Raw genomic sequence first — 24571 nt, 5'->3', positions numbered from 1 at the left:
GTGATAAGCTACATAACACTATTTTGCCAGACAGGACGAATGCATGACCGTAACCAATGAGTCCATTGTACACCCGGCGTTCGAGCGCGTTCGCAGTCATCCCATTGCAGCCCTGAACCTCACCATGGAGGAGTATGTGCACCGCAAGACCGGCGCGCGGCACCTGCATATGGCTGCAGATAATGACGAGAATGTATTTTTCGTAGCCCTGCGTACCTTCCCAATGGACTCCACCGGTGTTGCCCATATCCTGGAACACACGGCGCTCTGTGGGAGCGAGCGTTACCCCGTGCGGGATCCGTTCTTCATGATGATCCGGCGTTCACTCAATACCTTTATGAACGCCTTCACCAGCAGTGACTGGACGGCCTATCCCTTTGCCAGCAAGAACCGCAAGGATTTCGACAATCTGCTGTCGGTATACCTGGACTCGGTGTTCTTTTCCAAACTGGATCCGCTGGATTTTGCCCAGGAAGGTCACCGCCTTGAATTCGAGACACCGGATGATCCCACCACGCCCCTGGTTTACCGTGGGGTCGTGTACAACGAGATGAAGGGTGCCATGAGTGCACCCACGTCCCAGTTGTGGCAGAACCTGTCCAGCCACCTGTTCCCCACCACCACCTACCACTACAACAGTGGTGGTGAGCCGGACCATATTGTCGACCTGAGCTACGACGACCTGGTGGCCTTCTATCGTCATCACTACCATCCCAGTAATGCGATTTTCTGCACATACGGCGACATTCCGGCCCGTGAGCACCATGAGCGATTCGAGGAGCTGGCCCTCGCCCGGTTCGATGCCCTGGAAGTGGACCTTCCGGTACGGGACGAGAAACGACTGTTCTCGCCATTGAGGGTGGAGCAGGGCTATGCCGTCAGCGCTGGTGAGTCAGTGGAACGCAAGACCCATCTGGTAATGGGCTGGCTGCTGGGGCACAGCTTCGACCTGCAGCAAAACCTGGAGGCCCAGCTGGTGGCCAGTGTATTGCTGGAAAACAGCGCCTCACCCCTGTTGCACGCCCTGGAAACCACAGACATTGCCGCGGCGCCATCGCCCATGTGCGGGCTGGAAGATTCCAACCGGGAAATGACGTTTGTCTGTGGCGTGGAGGGCTCTGAGCCGGAGCGCCGGGAAGACCTGGAAGCCCTGGTGGAAGGCGTCCTGGAAAAAGTTGCCTCGGAAGGCGTTCCCCGTGAACGCCTGGAAGCCATTCTTCACCAGCTGGAGCTGCATCAGCGGGAAATTGCCGGTGACAGCTTCCCCTATGGCCTTCAGCTGATCATGACCGCAATTTCTCCCATGGTTCATGGCGGCGACCCGGTGGAGCTACTGGACCTGGAGCCGGTACTGGAAGCCATGCGCGACAAGATCAGTGATCCGGACTATGTGCCGGGACTGATTCGTCGCCTGCTGATCGACAATCCCCATCGGGTAACGTTGACCCTGCGCCCGGACGACCAGCTGGAAGGTCGCCGTCAGCAGGCCGTACGCCAGGCCCTGGAGGCCCGCAAGGCCCAGCTGTCGGATGATGAGAAGCAGCAGATCGTGACCCGGGCCCAGGCCCTGGAAGCCCGTCAGCTGCAAAGGGACGATGACTCCATCCTGCCCAAGGTGGACCTTCCTGATGTGCCCCTGAAAATCCATGTCCCGGAGGGACGTAACCTGGAAGCCTTCCCGGCAGCCCTGTATGCCCAGGGAACCAATGGCCTGGTCTATGAACAGGCCATCTTCCAGTTGCCGGAGCTGTCCCAGGAAGAGCTGCTTTTGCTGCCCCTGTACACCACCATTCTGACGGAAGTGGGCTGTGGCGACCTGGACTACCTGCGGATGCAGGACCGGATTTCAGCCTGTAGTGGCGGGATCGGTGCCAGCATCTCCGCCCGGGGCACCGTGGATGACGTGCAAAGTCTGAACGGTTATATGATCCTCAGCGGCAAGGCCCTGGCCCGTAATCGCAAGGCGCTCTCTGAGCTTTTGCGGGATGTCTATGACAACGCACGTTTTGATGAAAAAGGGCGTATCCGTGAGCTGGTGGCACAGATCCGTGCCCGCCGGGAGCAGGCCGTGACCGGCAGCGGTCATGGCCTGGCCATGGGGGCGGCATCCCAGGGGCATAGCCCCGGCGCCTGGCTTTCGTTCCGCCTGGCCGGCCTGGCAGGTATCAAGGGCACCAAGGAACTGGACGACCGCCTGGATGACAGCACAGCCCTGGATAAGCTGTGTAGTGACCTGGCCAGCCTGCATCAGAAGTTTCGCAGGCAAAAGCGACAGTTCCTGCTGGTGGCGGAAAGTGAGCACCTCGATGCCATGGCCGAGGGTGTGGCCGGACTGTGGCCCGAGGCTCCTGAAGTCAACGGTGAGCAGTGGCAGATGGAGCCGGTCAGCTATGACACCCGCGAGGCGTGGCTCACCTCTACCCAGGTCAACTTCTGCGCCCGTTCCTATCCCACCGTGGCTCCGGACCATCCGGATGCGGCAGCACTGACCGTGCTCGGTGGCTTCCTGCGCAATGGCTTCCTGCACCGGGCTATCCGTGAAAAGGGCGGCGCCTATGGCGGCGGAGCCGGCCAGGATAACGTCAACGGGACCTTCCGTTTCTTCTCCTACCGGGACCCGCGGCTGGTTGAGACCCTGGACGATTTCGATGCTTCACTGAAGTGGCTGGGAGCGGAGGCCCACGACCGGCAGTCCCTTGAAGAGGCTGTGCTGGGCGTGATCAGTCAGCTGGACAAACCCCGGTCTCCGGCCGGGGAGGCCCGTCACGCGTTCCATAGTCGTCTGTTCGGACGTACGCCGGAGCAGCAGGCCCGGTTCCGTGAGCGGGTGCTCTCGGTAACGGTGGAGGATCTGCAGCGGGTGGCACGGGACTGGCTGCGGCCGGATAAGGCCAGCACGGCGGTTATTACCAGCCACGACAACCGTGAAACGGTGGCAGGGCTCGGCCTGGACATCCGGGAACTGTAACTGCGACGCCCCCGTCCGGAGGAGTGTCCAGCAACAAAAAAGGGTGGCGGGGTCGTCTCGCTACCCTTTTTTGTTGCTGGACGGGTCTATCAGCGCAGTCGTTTCAGGCCGGTGGATACCATAATGCGAGTGGAGATTTCCTCGACAGAGTAGGCCGTAGTGTTCATGAAGGGAATCCGCTCCCGCCGGTACATGGTTTCTATTTCTTCCACCTCGTGCATGCACTGTTTGATGGACGAGTAACGGGAGTTGGGCCGGCGCTCGTTGCGAATCACTGCCAGGCGTTCAGGGTCGATGGTCAGGCCGAAGATCTTTTCCCGGTGGGATCGCAGTACCTCCGGCAGTTGCTGGTCGTCCAGGTCATCCTCGGTGATGGGATAATTGGCGGCTTTTACCCCATATTGCAGTGCCAGGTACAGGCAGGTGGGTGTCTTGCCGGAGCGCGATGCTCCGACCAGGATCAGGTCCGCCTCGTCGTAGTGGCGGGTACGGGCGCCGTCGTCGTTGTCCAGGGCGAAGTTGACAGCGTGGATCCGTTTCTCGTAGTTGCCCTCGTTATTGATCGAGTGGGACTTGCCCACGGTGTACGACGATGAGGCCTGCAGTTCCTGCTCCAGCGGGTCCAGGAATGTACCGAAGATGTCTACCATGAAGCCATCGGCCTCACTGATGATCGCCCGGATATCCTTTTTTACGATGGTATCGAACACCAGCGGACGCATGCCGTCTTCCCTTGAGGCCTTGTTGATGCGGTCGACCAGGGCCTCAGCGCGCTCCTGGTCATCCACGTAGGGAACCGTGACCCTTTCGAATTCGATTTTCTCGAACTGGGCCAGCAGACTGTTGCCGAGTGCCTCCGCGGTAAGGCCCGTGCCGTCAGAGATGAAGAAGACTGTGCGTTTCATGAGCAGAGGTTCCCTAGGTAATCTTCACAGGTTACAGTATGATACACGCCAAATTCGATAGTCGGGAGCAACCTTATCATCCCCGGGGCCCTGTCGTGGAGCCCTGTTCGCCCGTCAGGGGCATGATTTACAGGGGATGAGTGCTCCTCTATTCTTTGCAGTTTGCTCGACTGAACCAAGGGAGACGCGCTTTGGAAGATTACATTATCTGGTTTGAGAACCTGGGCATGTCAGATGTTGAGCTGGTGGGGGGAAAGAATGCCTCTCTCGGCGAAATGATCAGCAATCTGGCCAATGCCGGCGTGTCCGTACCAGGTGGATTTGCGACCACAGCCCATGCCTACCGGGAATTCCTGGCTAAGGACGGGCTGAGGGAGCGTATTGACGAAGCGCTGGATGCCCTTGATATCAATGACGTGAATGAGCTAGCCCGGGTTGGCGCGGATATCCGCCAGTGGGTACTGGAGCAACCGTTCCCCGCCGACCTGGAAAAGCATCTGGAACAGTCCTTCATCAAGCTCCAGGACGGCAACCGTAACCTGGCTGTCGCTGTGCGGTCCTCTGCCACGGCCGAAGACCTTCCCGATGCCTCGTTTGCCGGTCAGCAGGAAACCTTCCTGAACGTGGTTGGTTTCGAGCAGGTGAAAAAATCCGTCAAGGAAGTCTTTGCCTCCCTGTTTAACGACCGGGCCATTTCCTACCGGGTCCACCACGGCTTTGATCACAAGCTGGTGGCCCTGTCTGCAGGCATCCAGAAGATGGTTCGCAGTGAGACCGCCGCCAGCGGTGTCATGTTTACCCTGGACACCGAGTCCGGGTTCCGTGACGTGGTGTTTGTGACTGCTTCTTATGGGCTGGGCGAAACCGTGGTTCAGGGCGCTGTAAACCCGGACGAGTTCTATGTCCACAAACCGACCCTCGAAGCTGGTCGCCCGGCGGTACTGCGCCGTAACCTGGGTAGCAAGGCCATCAAGATGGTCTACTCAACTGACAAGGATTCCGATCATTTCGTCGATACGGTGAAGGTAGAGCAGGACGACCGCAACCGTTTCTGCATCAGCGATGCAGAGGTGACCGAGCTGGCCAAGCAGGCCATGATCATCGAGAAACACTACGATCGCCCCATGGACATCGAGTGGGCAAAGGACGGCGACGATGGCCGGATCTACATCGTCCAGGCCCGCCCGGAAACCGTCAAGAGCCGTGCGTCCGCCAACGTCATGGAGCGCTACCTGCTGAAAGAGCAGGGCAAGGTAATTGTTGAAGGCCGTAGTATTGGCCACAAGATTGGCAGCGGGGCCGTGCGTGTTGTAGACAGCATCAAGGATATGGACAAGGTCCAGCCAGGGGATGTGCTGGTCACCGACATGACGGACCCCGACTGGGAACCGGTGATGAAACGTGCCGCTGCGATCGTGACCGACCGTGGTGGGCGTACCTGTCACGCCGCGATTATCGCCCGTGAGCTGGGTATTCCTGCCGTCGTAGGCTGTGGCGATGCCACTGAGGTACTCAAGGACGGCCAGGCAGTGACGGTTTCCTGTGCAGAGGGCGACACCGGCCTGATCTATGAGGGCAGCCTGGACTTCGAACTGCGGGAGAATACCGTCGAGTCCATGCCGGCCATTCCGTTCAAGATCATGATGAACGTGGGCAACCCGGACCGGGCCTTTGATTTCCAGGCCCTGCCCAACGAGGGTGTGGGTCTCGCCCGGCTGGAGTTCATCATCAACCGGATGATTGGCGTACACCCCAAGGCGCTGCTGAACTATGACAGCCTGCCCCGGGATATTCGCCAGACCGTGGAGAAGCGCTTCTCCGGCTATGCGTCTCCCGTGGACTTCTACGTGGACAAGCTGGTTGAAGGTATTTCCACCCTGGCTGCCGCCTTCCATCCCAAGAAAGTGATCGTTCGCCTGTCGGACTTCAAGTCCAATGAATACGCCAACCTCATCGGTGGTACCCTGTACGAACCCGACGAGGAGAACCCCATGCTCGGTTTCCGGGGCGCGTCCCGCTACATTTCGGATACCTTCCGGGACTGCTTCGAACTGGAATGCCGTGCCCTGAAAAAAGTCCGTGACGAGATGGGCTTTACCAACGTGGAAATCATGGTGCCCTTCGTGCGCACGGTGGGTGAAGCCAGCCAGGTAGTGGACCTGCTCGCTGAGAACGGCCTCAAGCGGGGTGAGAATGACCTCCGCCTGATCATGATGTGCGAACTGCCGGCCAATGCACTACTGGCGGACCAGTTCCTGGAGCACTTTGATGGCTTCTCAATCGGTTCCAACGACCTCACCCAGCTGACCCTGGGGCTGGACCGGGATTCCGGCATCATTGCGCACCTGTTTGACGAGCGGAACGACGCGGTCAAGGCGCTGCTGTCCAATGCCATCCAGGCCTGCAAGCGTGCCGGCAAATACATTGGTATCTGTGGGCAGGGGCCATCGGACCATCCGGACCTGGCGAAGTGGCTGATGGATGAGGGCATAGACACCGTATCCCTTAACCCGGACTCGGTGCTGGACACCTGGTTTTTCCTGGCTGACGAATCCATTGACTGATACCGGCCTTAGAGGCTTGGGATAAGGAGACCGACAACGTGGACATCGTAACCCCCGATATTTGTGATGATCATCCCGAAGTCCAGGTGGTGGAGCCTGGCTTTCGTAACTTTGGCGGCGTCGATGCTTTTGGCGGTGAAGTGGTCACAGTGAAATGCTTCGAGGACAACTCCATCGTCAAGGAGCAGGTGGCCAAGCCAGGTAACGGCTGCGTCATGGTGGTCGACGGTGGTGGTTCGAAGCGGGCGGCCCTGCTGGGCGATATGCTGGCCGAGAAAGCTGCTGCCAATGGTTGGGCCGGGCTGATTATCTACGGTTGTATCCGTGATGTGGACGTTATCGGCAAGACTGAGTTGGGTGTCCAGGCGCTGGGGACACATCCCCGCAAGACTGAAAAGAAGGGCATTGGCGACCTGAATGTGCCAGTCACCTTCGGGGGCGTTACCTTCCATCCCGGGCAGTACGTCTATGCTGATAACAACGGCATCGTTGTATCAGAGACAAAACTGGGCTAAGCGCGGTTACTGCTGACTTCAAGAAAGCCCCGGTGGTTTACCATCGGGGCTTTCTTGTCAGTGGCTGACCCTCTCGATTACGACACCGAGCAGGAAAGCATCTCCGCTAGGCTCCGTGCGCAATACCCGAACCTCGGTCTCGAACGGCGGGAACTGATCACTGGTAGCCGGCAACAGGGTGTGCAGCACTGCGCCTTCAGGAATAAAGTCAGCGACCTGCAGTTGCATGCCTGTGCCACTAAGGTCGCGGCAAATCCCCGTGAATGAACGACCTTCACCGTCGGTAATCTGGATTTCAGAGTTTACCTGCATCCGGTGAAAATCGCGCTTTTCCGAGTAATCCCTCATGGTGATCGACATGACTAACTTTCCCTCTCTGGTCACGAAGGCTGTGGATTGGTCAGCCCCCTGTAAGTCCTTTTAGTGGTTATGCGTCGATTGGTCAAAGAATCTGACGTCATAACCACCATATAGAACCATAGATTTAGTGCCGGGAGAGTGAACGGATCCCCAGATCTGGTGCGTTGGAAGACTGTACGTAACACGACCGAATCCGGGGGGAGGATAATGGCCTGAGATGTATCAGGCCCAGGTGTCGTTCTTCTTGCTGGGTTTCAGCCAGGGCAACACAACGGCGAGGAACATACCCAGAATCAACAGACCAGCGCCCAGTAACATGAAATCGGACTCCTTGCGGGCTTCAAGGCGTTCGACTTCAGCAGTGAGCACTTCGACTTCGTTCTTCAGCTTCTGATTGCTCTCCTGAAGTTCCCGGTTGCGGCGGTCGAGGTTGAGGGCATTGGCGGATACTGAACGGATGTCTTCCAGTTCGGTGGTCACTTCGTCCACACGCTGCTGCAGTTGTTCCTCACGGGACGACAGTTCATCACGTTCTCCGGAGACCTCGCTCATGCGATCCTGGAGTTCCTGCAACTGGTTGCGGGCCTGCTCCAGCTCACGGTTGGCCGCCTCCAGTCGATCCCTGGCGATGGGCTGGTTGGTGAGGTAGCGAGTGGGTACCCAGCCTTCGATACCCTGACTTGTCCGTATTTTGCTGTAGCCGGAGTCCTCGGACTGTTCCAGCAGGGTTACAGCGGTTCCGCTGCGAAGGCCATTGTGGAGAATGCGGAACTGGGTGCCCTGACCGCTACGCACGGGTGCGTAAAGGGTATCATCTATATAGACAGTTCTGGCGTGGGCCAGGCTGCTGGCCAACAGCAATACCACCAGAGGTAGTACAAGCAGTCGAAGACCGACGAATGCGCGGGAAGAAGTTACAGCTCGAGCCATCACAGGGTTATTCCTGGCAGTTGGGGGTCCGGATCAGTGTGGTTCCGCCGATAAGGTGATCGTCCGGAAGTCGATCAGCTGCCCTCGGTCGCTTAGCCGGCAATTTTGTCATATCGTTACTGTTGATCAAGTCGTTGGCTATTACAAAATGCTCATGGAGTCCGGGGCGCGACCTGGTCCGCAGTCAGGGCAGAACGGCCTTGAACGGTTTGACGGTGACTGTGTGATAGACACCGGCCTCTACGTAGGGGTCTGCGTCGGCCCAGTTCCTGGCACCCTCCAGGGAATCGAACTCCGCGATCACCAGGCTGCCAGTAAATCCGGCTTCACCGGGTTCCGGTGTATCGAGTGCCGGGTGGGGGCCGGCGACCAGCAGGCGGCCCTCATCCCGCAGGGACTCCAGGCGTGCCAGGTGCGCCGGGCGAGCCTCGGCGCGCAACGGCAGGCTGTGTTCGATGTCTTCGCTAATGATGGCGTAGTACATAGAGTTGTCGTCCTCGTGAATTCCAGGTCTGCGGGAACGTGTTAGACTGGCGTTCAACGCTTTGAACCCGCTCAGGATAATTCGTGACTATACCCCAGGCCAGCCGCTATTGCATTGATCTCCATTGTCACAGTACCGCTTCTGATGGGGCCCTCAGTCCGGTGGACCTGGTTGCCCGCGCGGTTGAGCAGGGGGTCACGCACCTTGCACTTACCGACCATGACACCCTGGACGGAACCGGCGAGGCCCGGGAGGCGGCTTTGCAGCAGAATCTCGTCCTTATCAACGGTATCGAATTGTCCTGTGTCTGGCGAAAGCATACGATCCACGTGGTTGGGTTGGACATGAGAGAGGGCGACGCTGACTTCGCTGCGAAGGTAGCTAACCAGCAGGCGAATCGGTGGAAGCGGGCCGCGGCCATTGCGGACAAGCTGGTCAGGCACGTCGCTGGCTGTGAACGCACGGTTCTTGACCAGGCGACTACGCTGGCCGGCGGCGATGTCCCGGGTCGGCCGCATTTTGCCCGGGCACTGGTGGAAGCGGGCCTGGTGAAGGACCAGGCCCAGGCTTTCCGCAAGTATCTGGGTAGTGGCAAGCCAGGGGACGTCAAAGCCTTCTGGCCAGAGCTTGAAGAAGTCGTTCAGTGGATTACCGGGGCGGGTGGTATCGCAGTACTGGCCCATCCCCGTAAATACAAGCTGACCGCGACCCGGTTGCGGGCCCTGGTAGCTGACTTCATGGATGCGGGGGGAGAAGCAATCGAGGTGGTAACTTCCGGTCAGTCCAGTGGTGATCTTGGCTTTCTCGCCGAACTGTGCCGCAGGCATTCGCTACTGGCATCTCAGGGCAGTGATTTTCACTTTCCCGGTGCCAGTTGGTGCGAACTGGGACGTATCCCGCCCCTGCCTGATGGTCTTGTGCCGGTCTGGGAGCGGTTCCGGTCACCCCCTCAGTAATGGGCCTTGCGGCTCGTTACTGATTTTGGTCAGTCCGGGGCGTGAAAGTGAAGGTAGAGGTCCGTAAGTGCGTCAGGTAGCGCTTCAGCCATCTGTTGCGCTACCTTTTCGTCCTCCCGGGCCTTGCGGAAGTCCTCGTCATCAAACAGGCCAGACAGGGTCAGCATGGGCACCAGCAGTTCTGCTGTGCCGGCTTCGTCGTCCTGTAACCACTCATCTTCATACTCGAGGAAACTGTCCACAAAGCCGGCACACCAGTTTTCCAGCGCATTCATGGGGTCGCCATCTTCCGGCTCCGGGAGCTCCAGGGCCTGTCCCATATCGAGGGAGTGGGCGAGTCCCCGGGACAGCTGCTCGGTGAGGCGAGTGAACGCCTCAGGCACATCGGCCGGCGACACCGATTCCTGGCCGGTGGCGAGGCGGAATATCTCGGGGGTATCCAGTGGTCTGGGGCCCACTACACTGGCGCAGACCACCCCATGCAGCCCGAAGAAGTCCAGTGACTCCTCTCCCCAGGGTTCTGCGAAGAGGATGTCTTCCAGTACTTCGATTTCGTCGTTATTCAGCATTCAACGGCTCCTGGCACGAGGCCATGGTGAGGTATCACGGATACACCCGTGGTGTATCCGTGAGTCTTGCAACGCTTACTGTTCGGAGCTGTCAGCCCCGCCGCTGTCCCCGGCAGAGCGGTTGCCTTCAGACGCCTCGGCCTTCCTGGCGGTCTCCGCTGCCTTCCGGCGCTTGCGCACTTCCCGCGGGTCATTATAGGCACGGCCTGGCGTTACCGGAATCTGGGGCTCGGCCTTGCCATCCGCACTTCCGGTGGCCTCGTCTTTGCCACGGGGCCCGGCCTTGTCGCTTTCGCCGGCAGTCGCTTCGCCCTTGCCCTCATCGGCGGGCTCATTGGTCGCTCCTGCGGCCTGGTCAGTCGCTTTAGCCGGCTCGGCCGGTGTCGCAGGCGCCGCTGTTTCGGACTCGGCCGGCCTGGCTGCTTCGGGCTGCTCAGCGGTCGTGCCTTCCAAGGCGTTGGCGGCGGCTGGGGCAGCTTCGTCTGACGTTTTCATGCTGGTGGAAGAAGGTGTGTCGGACTTTTCCGGCCCTGCCTCAACTTGCTTGTCCGTTCCGGGACCCTTTTCCGCCGTTGGCTCCTGTTCGGTAGTAGTACCGGTTGGCGCAGCTGCTTCGGTTGCAGGCTTCTCAGCCCCGGCTTCAGACTGGGTGCTGCTTTCACTGTCGTTGGCGTTCTCAGTGGCTGCAGAAACCGTTGCTGCAGTCGCAGCAACCTTTGAACCGGCCCTGGCCCCGGGCGTCGACTCCCGGGTTTGAGCGCCGGTATCCGCGCTGGCCTGCTCAGCTGCGCCCCCTTCCTGGTTGTCGCGTTCGTCTTTGCCACCACTACGAGGTTTGCGACCACGGGTACGGCCTTTGCCAGACGACTTCTCGTCACGGGCTTCGCCAGTGGATTCACCATCAGCCTCTGCGGCGGTATCAGCAGCCGTTGCCTGGTCAGTTCCAGTCGGCTTCTCCGCTTTCTCCTCAGACTCTTGAGCCTTGGAAGCTGCCTGAGCGGCGGGCGCGCCCTTGGCTTCGCCCTCTGGTTTCGGCTCGGATGAGGCGGGCGATTTTTCCGCTATCTTTGCGCTCTCTGTCCTGGCGCCGGCTGCCTTTGCGTTTGGTCCGGTTTCACGGTCAGCAAGCTCGCTCTGATGCTTTTCAGTGCGCGCGGCCTTGCGGCTGGCGGGAGTGCTTTCCGGAGCATCAGCAGGTGAACCGTCACGGTTGCGGTTCCGGCGGGCTCGCTTGGGCCGGGAAGGTTTACTGTCCTGGGATTTCTCCTGGACGTTGTCCCGTGCCTTGTCTGCAGGCTTTTCCTCGCCCTTGCTTTCAGGCTGAACCTGGCGGTCCTGGGGTTTTCCCCCTTTGTCGTCGTCCTTGGCCCTGGTGCCTTTTTGGCCCTGGCCGCCGCGGCGGCTGTCCGGCCTGGAGCTGTCTTTCTGGGTACTATCCCGGTTGTCGGAGCGGGACTGGCTGTCTTGCTGATTCTGCCGGTTGTCGCCGGAGCGCCGGTTGCGACCACCACGGTTGCTGCGGCTACGGCCACTACGGTCGTCTTCGCGGCCCTGGCCGGACTGGTCGCGGCGTTCGCCGCCCTGACGATTGTCCGGTGTGCTGCGATCATCGCGGGCTACCCGTGTCTTGCGGCGGTCCTGGCGGCCCGGCTGGTTACGGTTACTGCCGGAGCCCTGGGCACCTTGCTGGCCGGCCCGGCTTGCTGTCTCATCAGCGGCCTCTGCACCGAAGAAACTGGCAAGCTTGCGGGACAGCTTGCGGAACATGCCTTCCTCGGCAGGCTCTTCGGCTTTTGCGCTGGCCGTGGGTGCTGCAGGCGTTGGGGCAGGGGCCGCGGGGCGAATGGATTTAACGGCCGCCTCTTCCCGGGGCGGTGCCTCGCGGGTGACATGTACTTCTGCCTGTTCTTCTTCCTGGGCAGCGTACTCTTCGGCCATTCTGTAACTGGTCACCTTCTCGCCGGCTTCGTCGTCTCGAACCCGCAGGATCTCGAAATGGGGCGTTTCCATATGGGCGGCCGGTACAACCAGGATTTCCACCTGCTGCCGGGCCTCGATGTCTGCCAGTTGCTTGCGCTTTTCGTTCAGCAGGAAGGTGGCGACGGAAACCGGCACTACGGCACGTACTTCACCGGTCTTGTCCTTGGATGCTTCCTCGAAGATGAGGCGCATGATGCTCAGGGCCAGCGATTCAATGCCGCGAATGGTGCCCTGGCCGCTGCAGCGGGGGCAGACTTCACTGCGGGTCTCGCCCAGGGACGGGCGCAGGCGCTGCCGTGACATTTCCAGCAGGCCGAAACGGGAGATCTTGCCCACCTGTACCCGTGCCCGGTCCAGCTCAAGTGCCTGGCGCATACGCTGTTCCACTTCCCGCTGGTTGCGGGCGGGAGTCATGTCAATGAAATCGATAACGATCAGGCCGCCCATATCCCGCAGACGGAGCTGGCGGGCGATTTCGTCGGCCGCTTCCAGGTTGGTCTGGAGGGCGGTTTCCTCGATATCCTGGCCCTTGGTGGCCCGGGAGGAGTTGATATCGATGGAGACCAGTGCTTCGGTAGGATCAATCACGATGGAGCCGCCGGAAGGAAGCTTCACTTCCCGCTGGAACGCGGTCTCGATCTGGGCTTCGATCTGGTAGCGGCTGAACAGTGGAATTTCGTCTTCGTAAAGCTTGATCTTGTTTTCGAAGGTGGGCATCACCTGGCGTACGAAGCCGAGCACGTTCTCGTAGACTTCCGCCGAGTCGATGAGCACTTCACCAATGTCCTGGCGCAGGTAATCCCGCACCGCCCGGATAATCACGTTGCTTTCCTGGTGCAGCAGGCGCGGTGCCTTATGCTCCTTGGCAGCCCCGGTAATGGCTTCCCAGGTGGCGACCAGGTAGTTGAGGTCCCATTGCAGCTCTTCAGCGGTGCGGCCTATGCCGGCGGTGCGGACGATGATGCCCATGGACTTGGGTACGTCCACCTCATTCAGTGCTTCCTTGAGTTGGGCCCGCTCTTCGCCCTCGATGCGGCGGGAGATGCCGCCTGCACGTGGGTTGTTGGGCATCAGGACCAGGTAGCGGCCGGCGAGGGAGATAAACGTGGTGAGGGCGGCGCCCTTGTTGCCGCGCTCCTCCTTGTCGACCTGGATGATCACTTCCTGGCCTTCGGAGACAACTTCCTTGATGTTGATCTTGCCTTCGATCTGCCCGGGGGGCTTGCGGAAGTATTCCTTGGAGATTTCCTTCAGGGGCAGGAAGCCGTGGCGGTCGGCGCCAAAGTCAACGAATGCCGCCTCAAGGCTGGGCTCGACCCGGGTGATGCGGCCCTTGTAGATGTTGGCTTTTTTCTGTTCGCGGGTGGAGGATTCGATATCGAGGTCAAACAGCCGCTGGCCATCAACCAGCGCGACGCGCAACTCTTCGGGGTGAGTTGCATTAATGAGCATTCTTTTCATGGAAAAGACGATTCCTGTCAATTAGTTAGACAGAAAACCGCGGGTCATCGCGAAGCGCAGCTGCCGGCGGCCGGGCAAACCCGGTTCCGGCGGGGGTCAGGCCTGTAAGGCCGGCCTGTGTCCCGGTCCTTTCAGGTCACTGCATACGCTCTTCCTGTGGTTTGACAGGGAAGGGCGGTATGGAGTCAGTCTCTGTGGACGCATGCTACGTATCTTTCGGTTCACACGGGTACCTGGGTCTCACGTCGTATTGGTCAGCTGACGGCCCGGCCCTGCGTGGTGGTAAAAATCTTCGCGTTACCCGCAGGGTTTCCTGCGTGGTTACTGTCATGTGCCCGGTCTGAACCTGTGAAACTCCGCGTACACGGTTTCCGGTACTGGAGCAGGTGGCTTGCCTTGTCCTGGCGCGCGCTCCGGGCCTGGCTTTGCCAGGATGCCCGACCGGCTGATAGCCTGGCTCGATCGGGTTGCGGGTGCTGGTCTGCCTGGCAGCTATGACTGCCGAGAGGACACCCGGGTTTCTCTGTCTGCTTCTGCCGTGTTGGTTGCCCGCGGGAATGCCCGGTTGTCAGGGCTTCGGGCATTCAAACTCCCGGTCAGTCTCTGTATACTTTCACCGCTCCGGCGGTCGGCGTGTTGGCCGGGCCGTAGACAAACGGAAAAGCATGCCGGAATATAGCAGTAAAGCCTCGTATCATCAATCCCGCATCCTTCAGGAATCAGCCCCTTCTATGGCGTCACCAAAGCGTAGTCAGTCCACGGTTTCCCGGCAGCGCCCGGGGGCGGCCGGCGTCTCCGCAGGTGTGCAATGGATAACGGTCGATCCGGATATGGCCGGCCAGCGGCTGGACAATTTTTTGATGGCCCGGTTGCGCGGCGTGCCCAAGGGCAAGATATACCGCATCGTGCGCAAGGGTGAGGTGCGGGTGAACAAGGGGCGCGTGCGCCCGGACACCCGCCTGAAAGCGGGTGATGAGGTGCGTATCCCTCCGGTGGTCCGGCCTGAGAAGCCGGTCAGCGCCGTCCCCGGGGACCGCGTACAGGCGGTGATGGAAAACGCAGTGGTCTTCGAGAACGACGACCTGCTGGTTGTCAATAAACCCTCGGGCATTGCCGTACATGGTGGCAGTGGTCTCAGTTTTGGTCTCATCGAAGTGCTCAGGGCGGCACGCCCGGACGCCCGTTTCCTGGAGCTTGTCCATCGCCTGGACCGGGATACTTCCGGGTTGGTGATGATCGCCCGAAAGCGTTCTGCGTTGCGTTTCCTGCAGGATGAGCTGCGCCACCGCCAGGTTCGTAAGCATTACCATGCCCTTGTCAGTGGACATTGGCCTGCCTCTGTCACCGAGGTGAGTGAGCCCCTGCTGCGTTACGAGATGCCCAACGGCGAGCGGCGGGTGAAGGTCGATCCCGAAGGCAAGCCTTCCCTGACCCGTTATCGTGTTCTCGACACCTGGCAGGGTTATAGCCTGGTGGAGGCGTCCCCGGTGACCGGGAGAACCCATCAGATTCGTGTCCATTGTGCCTGTACCGGTCATCCGATTGCCGGCGATGACAAGTATATGGATGCGGCCGGCCTGCGTGCTTTCCGTAGTATGGGCGGAAATCGCCTGATGCTTCATGCCCGGGCATTGGAGTTCCGTTTGCCGGGTGCGGGCGAATGGCTTCGCCTTGAGGCGCCCTACGATGAGGCGTTCCGTCAGGTGCTGGCGAAACTGGCCGGCTGAAGTAGTCAGGAGATGAGCGGTTATGACCTATAAGGTGGTGATATTCGACTGGGATGGAACGCTGGTCGACTCAGTGGAGCATATCGCGGGCAGCCTGCACCAGGCAGCCGTTGAGCTGGGTTTTCCCGCCAGGGAGCGGGAGGCTTATCGGGACATTATCGGTCTCGGCATGGTCGAGGCCCTGGAGGCGCTGTACCCGGGTATCTCCCGGGAAGAAATGCAGGCCATCCGTGAGGGTTATGCCCGTTATTTCTTTGCCAGGAAAACCATGCCGCAGAATGTGTTTGACGGGATGGCGGAAGTGGTTGCTGATCTCAAGCTGGATAGCCGCCTGGTGGCGGTGGCCACCGGGAAAAGCCGCCGGGGTCTCGACCCGGCCCTGATATCCAGTGGGCTCGGGCCACACTTTGACGTCACCCGCTGCGCTGACGAGACCCGGTCAAAACCGGATCCGCGGATGCTGGTGGAAATCCTGGAGCATTTCGAAGTTGAGCCCTCCGACGCAGTCATGGTTGGTGACACCCGTTATGATCTGGACATGGCGCGTCGTATCCGCATGCCTGCCATCGGGGTGGAGTGGGGTGTCCACAAGCGGGACGAGCTCGGCAAATATGATCCGGTCTGCGTCGCTACCAGTGTGACGGAGCTTCGCGAGGCGCTGGGTCTGTAATCTCAGGGGCCAGTGACCACATCAGGCAAAGGGGTAATACATGTCAGAATGGAATTCGTCGGGAGACTGGAATGGTCCCACCCAGCGCAGGGCCGGGAGTGAACCAGCGCCGCAGGCGCCTGAGGCTGGCTCCGGGGCTGTCGACTCCCGCGTGCTGGAAAAGCTGGTCGGTGCCCTGACTGCAGAACAGCGCCGGAGCCGGCGGTGGGGTATCTTTTTCAAGCTGCTGACGTTTGCCTATCTGATTGCGTTGCTGTTCCTGTTCCGGGCGCCCCTCACCGGAGGGATCGACAGCGGCAAGGCGTCGGCTCATACCGCGGTTGTCGAGGTTACCGGTGCCATCGCTTCGGATACCCATGCCAGCGCCGATAACCTGGTCGGGGCGCTCCGGCGTGCCTTTGAGGCGGAGAACAGCCGTGCTGTCGTGCTTCGCATCAACAGCCCGGGTGGCAGCCCGGTACAGGCCGGCTATGTCTATGATGAGATTGTGCGGCTGCGGGACGCCTATCCGGACAAAAAGGTGTACGCAGTAATCAGTGATATTGGTGCGTCCGGTGCCTACTATATAGCGGCAGCTGCCGACGAGATCTACGCCAACCGGGCCAGCCTGGTGGGTTCTATTGGTGTGGTTTCCGGCGGATTTGGCTTTACCGGGCTGATGGATAAGGCCGGCGTCGAGCGGCGGCTCTACACCGCCGGCGAGAACAAGGCTTTCCTTGACCCGTTCTCACCGGAGCAGCCGCAGGAGGTGGCCTTCTGGGAGAGTGTCCTGGAAAACACCCATGACCAGTTCATCGAATACGTCCGCAAGGGTCGTGGTGATCGCCTGGCGGATGATGAGCGCCTGTTCAGTGGCCTGGTGTGGACGGGTGAGCAGGCCGTAGGCCTTGGCCTGGTTGACGGGCTTGGCAGCACTTCCTGGGTGGCGCGGGAGTTGGTGGGTGCTGAGGAAATCGTGGACTATACCCCACAGCCATCGCCTTTCCGCCAGTTTACCGATGCCCTGGGTGTCTCTATTGTAAGCGCGCTTCGTACGGAAATGGTGGGCTCCCGCTACGACCTGCGCTGATGCGCGAGGATATTGACGCCCGATGCCTTCAGCAGGTCGGTCAATGCCATCAGTGGCAGGCCGACCAGGGTGTTGGGGTCCCGCCCTTCAAGCCGGTCGAAGAGGACAATGCCCAGCCCCTCCATCTGGAAGCTGCCAGCACACTGGTAGGGCTGCTCAGCTTGCAGGTATTGGTCGATCTCTTCCCCGGTCAAGGTCCTGAAATGTACGTAAAAGGGTTCGCAGATACTCTCGGTTCGACCTGAGCGCGTGTCGTGCAGGGCCAGCCCGGTATGGAAGGTGACGATCCTGCCGCTGCATCTCGCCAGCTGTTCACAGGCGTTTTCATGATTGCCGGGTTTGCCCAGGATGGTGCCGTCGTCCAGCGTGGCCACCTGGTCTGAGCCGATAATCAGGTGTGCCGGGAAGCTGGCGGAGAGGGCCATCGCCTTGGCCCTGGCCAGGCGCTCTACCAGCTCTGGACCGGTTTCCCCGGGTAGCGGGGTTTCGTCAATATCTGGCGAGGCGCACTCAAAGGGAAGGCCGAGGCGTTCCAGCAGGGCTCTGCGCCAGGGTGAAGATGAGGCCAGTACCAGCGGCGGGGTCGGTTCCATAGTAGGGCTCCTCATGGACAGGTCCTGAACCTTATCGGTTTGCACAAGCCCGGTCCATATGCGCAGTTTCCGTGATCCGGGCCCGTTATGGTGGTGGTGATGCAAGGAAGTCTTTGACAGGGCGCTGCTGCGTCCCTAAAATTGCGCGCCTATGTCAAACGCCGAGTTGCCCAGGTCTGTCGACCCACATCGCATGGCGGAAACCGGAGCCGAGCTTACGGGAACCATTCCCCTGGCGGAGCTGACCCGTTTCCGGGATGCGGTATTGGCTATTCCCGAGGGCGGTGTTTGCCGGGTACACCTGGTGTTCAGCGCTGACAGTCAGCGTCGCCGCATTGTCCGCGGCGAACTGGAAGCGGATGTTGAACTCCAGTGCCAGCGCTGTATGGGGAGCATGGGCAAGGCCCTGAGATCGTCCTTCGAGCTGGGGCTCGTGTCCACTGATGAGCGGGCCCGGCAGTTACCTGCCGAACTGGAACCCTTCATTACTGGAGAGGATTCAGCGGACCTCTGGACCCTGGTGGAAGACGAATTGCTGCTGGCTTTGCCGTCCTATCCGCTTCACGAGCGCGAGGAGTGCCCGGCAACATCGGAACTGGAGGCCCTGGAGCCCGGTTCCGGCGAAGATGACAAGGCAGGGGCTGAATCCGGCGAACATCGCGAAAACCCTTTCAAGGTGCTGGAAGGGTTAAAGAAAACCAGACACTAGCATTTATTTTCACGTGCCCGAGTGCACACACAGTTAAAAGGTCAGGAGTACAGTCATGGCTGTCCAGCAAAACCGAAAAACCCGCTCCAAGCGCGGCATGCGTCGCTCTCACGACGCCCTGAGCAAACCGACCCTGTCTACCGATACGACCACCGGTGAAATTCATCGTCGTCACCACGTGTCTCCGGACGGGTTTTATCGTGGCAAGCAGGTCATCGAAGCTCGCGACGAGTGAGTGTGATGTCGGGGCGCCCTGAACGGCATTCCGGCTCATGCACGGTGAGATAGACTGGTGACTTCAGTAACACTTGCGATCGATGCCATGAGCGGTGATCGTGGTCCTGAAGTTGCCGTAGCGGCAGCCCTCGAGGCTGTTGCAGAAAACGAGGCCTTGACGCTGATCCTGGTGGGAAACCAGGCACAGCTCAAGGCCTTGTTGCATTCCGGCCATCCGCGTATCCGGGTAGAGCCCGCAGCGGATGTGGTGCGCATGAATGAACGACCCTCCCATGCGTTACGCCACAAGCAGAATGCCTCCATGGCTGTTGCCTTGCGCCTGGTTCGCGATGGTGACGCACAGGGCTGCGTAAGTGCTGGTAATACCGGTGCCCTTATGGCGTTTGGTCGCTCGTACCTCAAAATGTATCCGGGTATCGAGCGACCGGCTATCACCAAGCTTATTCCTTCGTTGCGTGGTCAGTGCCATGTGCTGGATCTGGGGGCCAATGTCGACGCCTCCGCCGAAAACCTCTACCAGTTTGCCCTGATGGGCTCTTTGATGGCATCGGCCGTCAGCGGTATACCAGAGCCCAGGGTGGCCCTCCTGAACGTCGGAGAAGAGGAGATCAAGGGCAACGAACAGGTCAGGCTCGCCTCCCATATGCTGGCGCAGTGCGAGACCCTGAACTATATCGGGTACGTTGAAGGCAGTGACTTGTTCCGCGACGTGGCGGATGTGGTGGTGTGCGACGGCTTTGTTGGCAATGTTGCACTGAAAACCGGCGAGGGGGTTGCCGGACTGTTGATCGAGTTACTTGAGCAGGCCTTTACCCGCGGCCTGTACAGTCGTCTGGTGGGCTTTCTTGCCAAGCCCATTATCGGTCGCCTGCTGCGGGATATGGATCCCACCCGCCACAATGGCGCCAGTTTGTTGGGATTGCAGGGTGTGGTGATCAAAAGCCACGGTAACGCCAATGAGCTGGCCATGAAGGCCGCTATTCGCCAGGCTGTACGGGAGGTGCAACTGGAAGTGCCCCGCCGCATCAACGAACGGCTGGACGACCTGGTGTTGTAACACCTGCGGTGAGAGTCCTGTAAGTCGACGATCGTCACGGTGCCTTCATGGTCCTGGCAGGCGATTGCTTGTACTATTGGCTAATCTTACTGAACCACCAACCACGGTAAAATTTTCGTCATGAAAACAGCTTTTATATTTCCGGGACAAGGGTCTCAGTCAGTGGGTATGCTCAAGGCCGCGTCTGACGCCTGGCCGGTGGTCGAGCAGACCTTCACCGAAGCCTCCAATGTGTTGGGGTATGACCTGTGGGAGCTTTGCCAGAATGGCCCGGCGGAAGAACTTAACCAGACCATGGTGACCCAGCCGGCCCTGCTTACCGCCAGCATCGCCCTGTGGCGTCAGTGGTTTATTGCCGGTGGCCCCGAGCCTGACTACCTGGCAGGCCATAGCCTCGGCGAGTACAGTGCCCTGGTGGCGGCTGAAAGCCTCGATTTTTCCGATGCAATTCGCCTGGTTCGCCTGCGCGGCGAGTTGATGCAGACTGCGGTACCATCCGGTGAGGGCAGTATGGCGGCCATTCTCGGCCTGGATGACGAGCAGGTTATTGCCGCCTGTGAAGAAGCGGCTGAGGGGGATGTTGTATCAGCGGTGAACTTCAATGCCCCCGGCCAGGTGGTTATCGCCGGCAACAAGGCTGCGGTTGAGCGGGCCATTGCTGTTTGCAGTGAAAAGGGTGCCCGCAAGGCAATGCCGCTGCCGGTGAGTGTTCCGTCCCATTGCGCGCTGATGAAAGGGGCCGCAGAGGAGCTGGCAAAGGCCCTGAACGATGTCAGTTTCGGTAATGCCCTGACACCGGTAGTACAGAACGTGAGTGCCGAGCTGGTACAGGATGCTGACCAGCTCAAGGCGAACCTTGTGCAGCAGCTCTATTCACCGGTTCGCTGGACGGATTCCATGCGCCTGTTGGTGGAAGAAAATGTTGCCGTTGCGGCCGAGTGTGGCGCTGGCAAGGTGCTTGCCGGCCTGGCCAAGCGCATCGATCGCAGCCTCAAAGTGTTCAGCCTGGAGTCACCGGAGAGTCTGGACGGCGCCGTTGAGGCATTCCGCAAAGACTGAATCAGAAGACGCGCCGGCCGTTCTGGCCGGTGTTATCCAACATTGATGGAAGGGAGCATTCCATGTCTCTTGATGGCAAGATCGCACTGGTCACCGGTGCCACCCGCGGTATTGGTAAGGCCATTGCCGAAGCCCTTGGCAAGCAGGGCGCGACGGTTGTAGGTACTGCGACTTCCGAAGGCGGTGCAGACACCATTACCACCAATCTCAAGGATGCCGGCATAGAAGGCTTCGGTATGGTAATGGATGTATCCGATGCCAGTAGTGTCGAGGCCGGCCTGAAGAAAATGGCCGACGAGGTCGGAGCCCCGGTTATCCTCGTGAACAATGCTGGTATTACCCGCGATAACCTTCTGCTGCGTCTCAAGGAAGATGATTGGTCCGCCGTTATCGACACCAATCTTTCCAGCGTCTACCGTTTGAGCAAGGCTGTGCTTCGTGGCATGGCGAAGGCCCGCTGGGGACGCATCATCAACATCAGTTCGGTCGTGGCCGGTATGGGGAATGCCGGGCAGGGCAATTACTGCGCTGCCAAAGCCGGTGTTGAAGGATTTACCCGAAGCCTGGCGAAGGAAATGTCCAACCGCGGTATAACTGCCAACTGTGTAGCACCGGGGTTTATTGACACCGACATGACCAGGCAACTGGATGAAAACCAGCGTGGAGCCATGCTGGAAAATATCCCTGCGGGTCGCTTCGGTGCTCCGGAAGAAGTCGCTGCCGTGGTGGCATTCCTGGCCTCGGATGCGGCAGGTTACGTGACGGGTGATACCATCAACGTGAACGGTGGCATGTACATGGGGTGAGGGTGCTTGCTCCGGCCCCTTAATCCGAAAGGGTTTTATCTTCGTCCCTGCTTGTCTGCAGGTAGGGTTTACCATAAACTGGCAATCTTTCATTGCCTGGTCGACAAAAAGTGAGGAAATTATGAGTACAGTTGAAGAGCGCGTTAAGAAGATTGTTTGTGAACAGCTGGGCGTCAAGGAGTCCGAAGTTCAGAACTCTTCTTCTTTTGTAGAGGACCTGGGCGCTGACTCACTGGACACTGTTGAGCTGGTCATGGCTCTCGAAGAGGAATTCGAAACTGAAATTCCTGATGAGGAAGCCGAGAAGCTGACCAGCGTTCAGGATGCGATTGATTACATCAACGCACATAGCTGATCGTCTGTAAGCCAGGCAGAAGCCGTCCTGCTCCCGAGCAGGGCGGCTTTTTTGTATCTGCCGGAGTGACAGAGGCCTCATGGTGACGATCCATCTCGCAGATAATGAACCAGGGGACCTGGTGGTGCCCGCTGATGATCGTGGGCTTGCCTACGGGGATGGTTTGTTCGAGACCATCCTGGTTCACAATGGGGTGCCTCAGTTGCTGGAGGCTCATTGCTGCCGGCTGCTGGAAGGCGCCGCTCGTCTGGGTATCCCGCTGACGGCAGAAGAATTGCAGCAGGCGTTGGCCCGGGTGAGCCACCGGATGTCTGCGGTTCCTGCCCGGCAGGTGCTGAAGCTCTTGCTTACCCGTGGCAGCGGTGGCAGGGGTTACCGTCCGCCGGCAAGTCCCGGCCCCCGGCTCATTACCTCGGTAATGCCTGCACCGCCAGAACCGCCCGAGGCCGGTGTCGCTGTGGTGATTTCCGAAATCCCGTTGACCGTGAATCCTCGTCTGGCGGGTATCAAGTCACTCAATCGCCTGGAACAGGTCATGGCCAGCCGGGCCATGCCCGATGATTGCTATGAGGCGCTGATGTGCGGGGAGCAGGGTGATCTGCGGGAGGGTACCAGGACTGCTCTGCTGTACCTGTGGCAGGGCCGCTGGTTTACGCCCCCCCGTGACCGGGTTGCTGTGCGTAGCATCATGCTGTCCCATGTGGAGTATGGCCTGTCCCGGGAGGGTGTGCCGGTCAGCGAAGGGGAGCTCTTCCCGGCGCAGTGCTGGCAGCCGGAGTTTGGCGGGCTGTTTCTGCTGAACAGCGTTATCGGGGCAGTGCCGGTTCAAACTCTGGACGGTCGCAAGTTGCCTCGCCCGGAACAGCTTGCGACAATCGTCAGCCTTGCCAAACAACCTGAGGAGTTCCGTTGATCAAGTCTTTCCTTGTTGCCGTTGTCGCTTCGGTACTGGTGGCTGTTGCCGGCGCCGGATTGTGGGGCTGGCAGGGTATTGAGTCCCTGGAGGCTGACGCCGGGCTTGAAGAGCCAACGCTGTACATGGTCCCCCGTGGGTCGTCCTTTAACGCCGTTGCCCAGGACCTGGAAGAAATGGGTGTGGTGGACAAGGCGGTCTGGCTTAAATTGCTCGCCAGGATTGAACCTGAGCTGGCGTCCATTCGTGCCGGGGAATACGAGTTCCAGCCAGGCATGTCGGCCCGTGACATGATTTCGCTGATGGTCAGGGGTCAGACCAAGCCCCGCTTCGTGCAGTTTATTGAAGGCCGTCGCTTCCAGGATGCCCGGGCAGCCCTGGCTGATGCCGAATACCTTGAGCAAGTCACGGCAGACTGGTCGGCTGAGCAGATCATGTCGGAGCTGGGTGATGAAGGTGCACATCCGGAAGGCCGCTTCTTCCCGGATACCTACTCCTACCGACGGGGTGATTCTGACCTTGATATTCTCAGGCGGGCCTACGAGCGAATGAACAACGTGCTGGCCGAAGAGTGGGCCAATCGGGCCGAGGACCTGCCGTATGAAAGCCCCTACGAGGCCCTGATTATGGCTTCGATTATTGAGCGGGAAACCGGTGTTCCGGGGGAGCGCCGGGATATCGCCGGGGTTTTCGTACGTCGGCTGGAAAGGGGGATGAGGTTGCAGACCGATCCCACCGTTATTTACGGAATGGGTGACAGCTACCAGGGGCGCATTACCCGCCGCGACCTGCGTACCCATACACCTTACAATACCTACCGAATCTCCGGACTCCCTCCTACTCCAATCGCGCTACCAGGCCGGGCGGCTATCAATGCAGCGGTTAACCCGGCGGATGGGGATACATTGTTCTTCGTCGCCAAGGGCGACGGAAGCCATCAGTTCTCCCGGACGCTGGAAGACCACCAGCGGGCCGTCAGGGAATACCAGCTTAACCGTCGTGAGGACTATCGTTCGTTTCCGGCGCCAGCGAACGACAGCGAGGCCGGTAAATGACCCGCGGTCGCTTTATTACGTTTGAGGGCACCGAAGGGGTTGGCAAGTCCACCCAGCTGGAAACCGCCCGATCAGCCCTGGAGGCAGCCGGCATCGGGGTGCTGGTCACCCGGGAGCCCGGCGGCACGCCCATGGCGGAAGCTATCCGTGAACTGCTGCTGACACCACGGCAGGAGTCGGTCAATTCGATGACCGAGCTGTTGCTGATGTTCGCGGCCCGGGCCCAGCATCTCCATGAGCGTATAGTCCCCGCGCTGGAGCAAGGCACATGGGTGCTGTGTGACCGCTTTACGGATGCCACATACGCCTATCAGGGCGGTGGCCGTGGTGTCCCGCAGGAGCAGATTGCGGCGCTGGAACAACTGGTCCAGGGCGACCTGCGGCCCGACCATGTCATACTGCTTGACGCACCGGTAGAGGTAGGCATGGCAAGGGCACGAAGCCGCAGTGCGCCGGATCGGTTTGAACGGGAACAGGCAGCGTTCTTTCAGCGTATCCGTGATTGCTACCTGGAGCGGGCGCGGCTACAGCCACTGAGCTACCATGTGGTGGATGCGGCACAGCCCCTTTCGGATGTCAGCCGCCAGGTGTCGGGGCTGATAACGGGCCTTCTGGCCTGACGCCTCCGG

23 protein-coding genes are annotated in these 24571 nt (G+C 60.0%); 16 read left to right on the top strand and 7 right to left on the bottom strand.

The features are described from left to right. The first annotated feature begins 43 nt into the window (after positions 1–43). Positions 44–2968: an insulinase family protein gene (locus BM036_RS01915; protein WP_091848523.1), complete on the top strand. Its 2925-nt coding sequence runs from the start codon at positions 44–46 to the stop codon at positions 2966–2968. An 89-nt stretch (positions 2969–3057) separates the two neighbouring features. On the opposite strand, the gene ppsR is transcribed toward BM036_RS01915, so the two are convergent. Continuing rightward, complete coding sequence (gene ppsR / locus BM036_RS01910; RefSeq protein ID WP_091848522.1) at positions 3058–3873, bottom strand: posphoenolpyruvate synthetase regulatory kinase/phosphorylase PpsR; 816 nt, start codon at positions 3871–3873, stop codon at positions 3058–3060. Positions 3874–4064: 191 nt separating this feature from the next. On the opposite strand from ppsR, the gene ppsA reads away from it, so the two are divergent. Beyond that, entirely contained in the window at positions 4065–6437 is a 2373-nt protein-coding gene (ppsA, locus tag BM036_RS01905; protein WP_091848521.1) for a phosphoenolpyruvate synthase, read from the top strand. 38 nt (positions 6438–6475) lie between these two features. Then, positions 6476–6952, top strand: coding sequence for a ribonuclease E activity regulator RraA (rraA, locus tag BM036_RS01900; RefSeq protein ID WP_091848520.1), 477 nt, complete (start codon positions 6476–6478; stop codon positions 6950–6952). A 57-nt stretch (positions 6953–7009) separates the two neighbouring features. Here rraA and BM036_RS01895 read toward each other — a convergent pair whose 3' ends face one another. The 3 genes from BM036_RS01895 to BM036_RS01885 form a co-directional block, all read right to left on the bottom strand. Beyond that, on the bottom strand, positions 7010–7312 hold the full coding sequence (locus tag BM036_RS01895) for a PilZ domain-containing protein (protein ID WP_245742400.1): 303 nt from the start codon (positions 7310–7312) through the stop codon (positions 7010–7012). Between the two features lie 222 nt (positions 7313–7534). Then, positions 7535–8242 (bottom strand): TIGR04211 family SH3 domain-containing protein, encoded by a 708-nt coding sequence (locus BM036_RS01890; RefSeq protein ID WP_091848519.1) that lies wholly within the window; start codon positions 8240–8242, stop codon positions 7535–7537. Between the two features lie 184 nt (positions 8243–8426). Then, on the bottom strand, positions 8427–8726 hold the full coding sequence (locus BM036_RS01885) for a YciI family protein (protein WP_091848518.1): 300 nt from the start codon (positions 8724–8726) through the stop codon (positions 8427–8429). 83 nt (positions 8727–8809) lie between these two features. On the opposite strand from BM036_RS01885, the gene BM036_RS01880 reads away from it, so the two are divergent. Further along, a complete protein-coding gene (locus BM036_RS01880; protein WP_091848517.1) occupies positions 8810–9682 on the top strand; it encodes a PHP domain-containing protein in 873 nt (290 codons plus the stop codon). Positions 9683–9711: 29 nt separating this feature from the next. Here the strand turns inward: BM036_RS01880 and BM036_RS01875 are convergent, their stop codons facing one another. Beyond that, positions 9712–10251 carry a YecA/YgfB family protein gene (locus tag BM036_RS01875; RefSeq protein ID WP_091848516.1) on the bottom strand — a complete coding sequence of 180 codons (540 nt, stop codon included), beginning with the start codon at positions 10249–10251 and terminating at the stop codon, positions 9712–9714. 75 nt (positions 10252–10326) lie between these two features. After that, a complete protein-coding gene (gene rne / locus BM036_RS01870) occupies positions 10327–13692 on the bottom strand; it encodes a ribonuclease E (RefSeq protein ID WP_091848515.1) in 3366 nt (1121 codons plus the stop codon). Between the two features lie 731 nt (positions 13693–14423). On the opposite strand from rne, the gene rluC reads away from it, so the two are divergent. From rluC to BM036_RS01855, 3 genes are read left to right on the top strand one after another with little or no spacing between them, the layout of a single operon-like run. After that, entirely contained in the window at positions 14424–15419 is a 996-nt protein-coding gene (gene rluC / locus BM036_RS01865; RefSeq protein WP_091848514.1) for a 23S rRNA pseudouridine(955/2504/2580) synthase RluC, read from the top strand. Positions 15420–15441: 22 nt separating this feature from the next. Then, positions 15442–16089 (top strand): HAD family hydrolase, encoded by a 648-nt coding sequence (locus BM036_RS01860; RefSeq protein ID WP_091848513.1) that lies wholly within the window; start codon positions 15442–15444, stop codon positions 16087–16089. A gap of 40 nt (positions 16090–16129) precedes the next feature. Further along, positions 16130–17158 carry a S49 family peptidase gene (locus BM036_RS01855; RefSeq protein ID WP_091848512.1) on the top strand — a complete coding sequence of 343 codons (1029 nt, stop codon included), beginning with the start codon at positions 16130–16132 and terminating at the stop codon, positions 17156–17158. On the opposite strand, the gene BM036_RS01850 is transcribed toward BM036_RS01855, so the two are convergent. Further along, the gene (locus BM036_RS01850; protein WP_091848511.1) at positions 17143–17751 is read right to left on the bottom strand and encodes a Maf family protein; all 609 of its coding nucleotides are present in this window, start codon (positions 17749–17751) and stop codon (positions 17143–17145) included. The two genes, BM036_RS01855 and BM036_RS01850, sit on opposite strands and share 16 nt — an antisense overlap. A gap of 151 nt (positions 17752–17902) precedes the next feature. Between BM036_RS01850 and BM036_RS01845 the strand changes: the two genes are divergently transcribed. The 9 genes from BM036_RS01845 (at position 17903) to tmk (ending at position 24562) form a co-directional block, all read left to right on the top strand. Continuing rightward, positions 17903–18460: a YceD family protein gene (locus BM036_RS01845; protein WP_091848510.1), complete on the top strand. Its 558-nt coding sequence runs from the start codon at positions 17903–17905 to the stop codon at positions 18458–18460. A 55-nt stretch (positions 18461–18515) separates the two neighbouring features. Beyond that, positions 18516–18695, top strand: coding sequence for a 50S ribosomal protein L32 (rpmF, locus tag BM036_RS01840; protein ID WP_091848509.1), 180 nt, complete (start codon positions 18516–18518; stop codon positions 18693–18695). Between the two features lie 57 nt (positions 18696–18752). Beyond that, positions 18753–19754, top strand: a complete 1002-nt coding sequence (gene plsX, locus BM036_RS01835) for a phosphate acyltransferase PlsX (RefSeq protein ID WP_091848508.1) — start codon at positions 18753–18755, stop codon at positions 19752–19754. A gap of 120 nt (positions 19755–19874) precedes the next feature. Further along, complete coding sequence (gene fabD, locus BM036_RS01830; protein WP_091848507.1) at positions 19875–20813, top strand: ACP S-malonyltransferase; 939 nt, start codon at positions 19875–19877, stop codon at positions 20811–20813. Positions 20814–20875: 62 nt separating this feature from the next. Next, on the top strand, positions 20876–21619 hold the full coding sequence (gene fabG, locus BM036_RS01825; RefSeq protein WP_091848506.1) for a 3-oxoacyl-ACP reductase FabG: 744 nt from the start codon (positions 20876–20878) through the stop codon (positions 21617–21619). Positions 21620–21740: 121 nt separating this feature from the next. Further along, positions 21741–21974, top strand: coding sequence for an acyl carrier protein (gene acpP / locus BM036_RS01820; protein ID WP_091848505.1), 234 nt, complete (start codon positions 21741–21743; stop codon positions 21972–21974). Between the two features lie 79 nt (positions 21975–22053). Beyond that, positions 22054–22887, top strand: coding sequence for an aminotransferase class IV (locus BM036_RS01815; RefSeq protein WP_091848504.1), 834 nt, complete (start codon positions 22054–22056; stop codon positions 22885–22887). Next, positions 22884–23942: an endolytic transglycosylase MltG gene (mltG, locus tag BM036_RS01810; protein WP_091848503.1), complete on the top strand. Its 1059-nt coding sequence runs from the start codon at positions 22884–22886 to the stop codon at positions 23940–23942. The genes BM036_RS01815 and mltG overlap by 4 nt, the downstream gene beginning before the upstream one ends. Next, complete coding sequence (tmk, locus tag BM036_RS01805; protein ID WP_091848502.1) at positions 23939–24562, top strand: dTMP kinase; 624 nt, start codon at positions 23939–23941, stop codon at positions 24560–24562. The genes mltG and tmk overlap by 4 nt, the downstream gene beginning before the upstream one ends. The last annotated feature ends 9 nt before the right edge of the window (positions 24563–24571 follow it).

The sequence above is a fragment of the Marinobacter segnicrescens genome (assembly GCF_900111555.1).
Classification (GTDB): Bacteria; Pseudomonadota; Gammaproteobacteria; order Pseudomonadales; family Oleiphilaceae; genus Marinobacter; species Marinobacter segnicrescens.
This window is presented reverse-complemented; position numbering and strand designations above follow the sequence as displayed.